This window comes from Methylobacterium sp. (assembly GCF_019750675.1).
Classification (GTDB): Bacteria; Pseudomonadota; Alphaproteobacteria; order Rhizobiales; family Beijerinckiaceae; genus Methylobacterium.
Window position 1 is genome coordinate 1 of record NZ_JAIEOF010000328.1, and the last position, 2,832, is coordinate 2,832.

The 2,832-nt window shown below is 72.8% G+C and carries 4 protein-coding genes and 1 pseudogene; 2 read left to right on the top strand and 3 right to left on the bottom strand.

The genetic code is table 11. From position 1 onward, the window contains the following. Positions 1-452: pseudogene (locus K2X24_RS16705) on the bottom strand (glutathione synthase); the annotation flags it as partial. 69 nt (positions 453-521) lie between these two features. Continuing rightward, positions 522-734 (bottom strand): hypothetical protein, encoded by a 213-nt coding sequence (locus tag K2X24_RS16710; protein WP_292499470.1) that lies wholly within the window; start codon positions 732-734, stop codon positions 522-524. 583 nt (positions 735-1,317) lie between these two features. Between K2X24_RS16710 and K2X24_RS16715 the strand changes: the two genes are divergently transcribed. Beyond that, positions 1,318-1,530 carry a hypothetical protein gene (locus K2X24_RS16715; protein WP_292499467.1) on the top strand — a complete coding sequence of 71 codons (213 nt, stop codon included), beginning with the start codon at positions 1,318-1,320 and terminating at the stop codon, positions 1,528-1,530. A gap of 23 nt (positions 1,531-1,553) precedes the next feature. Beyond that, entirely contained in the window at positions 1,554-2,384 is an 831-nt protein-coding gene (locus tag K2X24_RS16720; protein WP_292499468.1) for a hypothetical protein, read from the top strand. Between the two features lie 13 nt (positions 2,385-2,397). Here K2X24_RS16720 and K2X24_RS16725 read toward each other — a convergent pair. After that, the coding region (locus tag K2X24_RS16725) for a hypothetical protein (protein WP_292499469.1) at positions 2,398-2,832 on the bottom strand (435 nt) is incomplete at its 5' end.

Genomic DNA, 2,832 nt, shown 5'->3' on the forward strand with positions numbered 1-2,832 from the left:
CGGAAGGCCTCGATCTCCGCCTTGTCGCGGGTGATCAGCGTCGGCGGCATCAGTTCGGGAAAGTCGAGGACGAACAGCTTCTCGGGCGCGTTGCGCACCTCCGACGGGTTGTTCACCACCAGGGTGCGCGGGTGGATGCGCTCCAGCATGTGTGTGGCGGTGATGTAGGCCATGTCGAAGGGCGGGTCCTGGCGCATCAGGACCACGTCGACGCCCGACAGATCGATGCGCTCGGGCGCGCCGAGGGTGGCGTGCGCCCCCTCGACGTCCTGCACGGTCAGGGCCTCGACCCGCGCCGTCACCGTGTTGCCCTGCATCGACAGCCGGTCGGGAGTGTAGTGCAGGAGCCGGTGCCCGCGGGCCTGCGCCTCCAGCAGCAGCGCGAAGGTGGTGTCTCCGGCGATCCGGATCGCCTGGATCGGGTCCATCTGGACTGCGACGGTCAGGGCCATGGTCTCATATCTCCGTCCTGGAACCTGCCCCGGCCGTGCACGACGCCCGCGATGCCGGAGGGCCCCCGCCTATTTCTGAGACCGGCCGCCGGTGCGCCGATCGTAGTCGCCGATGGCGTTCTTGCACTCGGGGGAGAGACGCGAGCGGTTGCGGTCCATGCAGCGCTCCGCATCGGTGCTGTTGGGATCGACCCCGGCACAGAGGCGGAAGTAATCGTTCGCGCAGCCGAGCTGGAGGCCCTGGTCCTCGCGCTGGGCCTGGGCGGGGTTGGCCGCCAGCATCAGCAGGGCGAACGGCGCAATCTTGAGGACCCTGCCGAGGCAGACGGTCGAACTCGAGGGTCGTGCGGTAACCACGCGCATGCTGCGGCGTCCTTCGTTGCGAATGAGATGGCGTCTGGATGAAACGGCGTCGGGACGTGGCGCGAGCCTTCGCTCGGAAGCTGCGGGAATATCGGGCCTGCCCCGCCCTTAGCAAGCGCCTCGGGCGCCGGGTGTTCCCGCCGTTCCCCGCCGGGCCGGAATGCGGATCCGGGCCGCCCGCCCAAAAAAGCCCCGCTCGCCGGGCGAGCGGGGCCGAGTGCAAGGGAGGAAATGCCCGCCATGGGCGATCATCCCCATGCAAATGATGCGCCAGTTCGATTGACCGTGAGCGTGGCGCGAAAGACACGCGCGGGCCGGGCGCACCGGCCGGGTGTGGCGGCGCGTCCGGGAAGCTCGGCCGAGGCGGTCCATGGCAACATTCCGTTAACCACCCCATGCTGATCTCTGCCGGCCCCCCCGGTACGCCGGAACGCCCGGAGGCGGGGGCGGCGAAACCCGGTGACGGATCGCCCAGAGGACGAATGGGATCGGAAAAGAGCCGATGAACTCCGACAGGTTGCACCCGACGCGAGGCCCCGAGCGCCTCGTCGAGCCTCCCACGGCCACCGTGGTGGCGCTCCCTCCCAGCGGCCGCCGCTTCCGGCGCCCGGATGCGGATGCCCCCCGGGGCGCCATCCTGCTCTTCACGGGCGTGCGCTACGAGCGCAGCCCCGAGGCGGACGCCCCCGCGCCGCGCCTGCGCCGCCGTTCCTGAACCGCACCCCACGCAGGGCCCGCATGTCGCCCAACCCCGACACGGGCCGGCCCCGCGCCCGTCCGCCCTGGCGGTCCGGCCCGGCCGGTCTCGCCCTGCTCGCGCTCCTCGCCGGCTGCGCCCAGGAGGGGGATTTCGGGCGCCCCAAGCCGAGCGCGTGGAACAGCCTCGTCGAGACCACCGGCACACTGGCCGCACGGGAGCGCTCGGAGCCGGCCTCCGCCTTTCCCTTCACGGACGACGAGCGGAGCTTGCGCGACCGGGCCTGGCGCTTCCTGATGCCCGCGGCCGGGCGCGACGCCTTCACGGACGTGCTGGCCAACCTCACCCGCAGCCGCCTGCTGCCCCCCTCCTGGCGCACGGCCGACCCGGCCGCCTACCACGACACCCTGATGGGAGACGCCTTCCGCTCGCCGGTCTCGCGCTATCGCCGCCTGTCGGAGGATATCGGCGCCGACGCCCGCCTGATCCCGCAATTCGCCGCCCTGGCCGTGCGGGTGAAGGAAGCGGATGCGCTGCGCCTGCGCAGCCTGCCCTTCGTCAAGACCCTCGACGACCGCGATGTCCGGCACGCCGCCATGCGGGTGGCCGAGAACCGCTGCCTGATCGCCTGGGTCCGCCTGGAGACCGGCCTCCGCGCGGCCGGCTACCGCTACGCCCTGGAGCACCTCCTGATCGAGGCGCCGGGGCCGGAGGCGGTTCAGGTGGAGCGCACCCTCGCGGCCCTGGACGGACGCCGGCCGATCCTCGATCCCCTGGTGCCGCCGGAAGCCGAGATCCGCTGCGGCCTCCTGCCGGAGGCCGAGGTCGCTCCGGCGCCCGTCGCGGCAGCCCCCGTCATCGCCAAGTATTGAGCCCGGGCCACGCTCAGCCGCCCGGCTTGGAATCCTCGGCCGGGCTGTCGACCGTGCAGGAGACGGCCTGGACCGCCGCGTCGGCGGCCGGGCGCTGGCTCGGCAGGGCGGCGATCACCCGCACCACCACGTAGCCCCGGGTTTCCGGGGCGACGATGCGGACGTCGTGGCTGACCTCGTCCTCGTCCGCGTTGGCCAGCGCCTCGTCGTACTGGGCGCGGGTGAGCACCACGAGGTCGAGGGCGCCCCGCACCGCCGCCTGATCGGTGACCGCGTAGAAGGCGCCCCGGCGCCCGTGCACCGCGAGCGACATCATCAGCGGCCCCGTGCGGGCCGAGACCCGCATCGGCCCGTCGGCGAGGTCGTAGGCGCAGAGCCCCACCGCCACCGAGGGGTCGGGAATCGGGAGCCAGGTCTCGGCTCGACCCGGGGCCTGGCCGGCGGCCTG

What these genes read in the sequence shown, in the direction of transcription:
- K2X24_RS16720 (WP_292499468.1), top strand. Translation starts at nt 1,554, where the DNA reads ATGTCGCCCAACCCCGACACGGGCCGGCCCCGCGCCCGTCCGCCCTGG.
- K2X24_RS16710 (WP_292499470.1), bottom strand. Translation starts at nt 734, where the DNA reads ATGCTGGCGGCCAACCCCGCCCAGGCCCAGCGCGAGGACCAGGGCCTC.
- K2X24_RS16715 (WP_292499467.1), top strand. Translation starts at nt 1,318, where the DNA reads ATGAACTCCGACAGGTTGCACCCGACGCGAGGCCCCGAGCGCCTCGTC.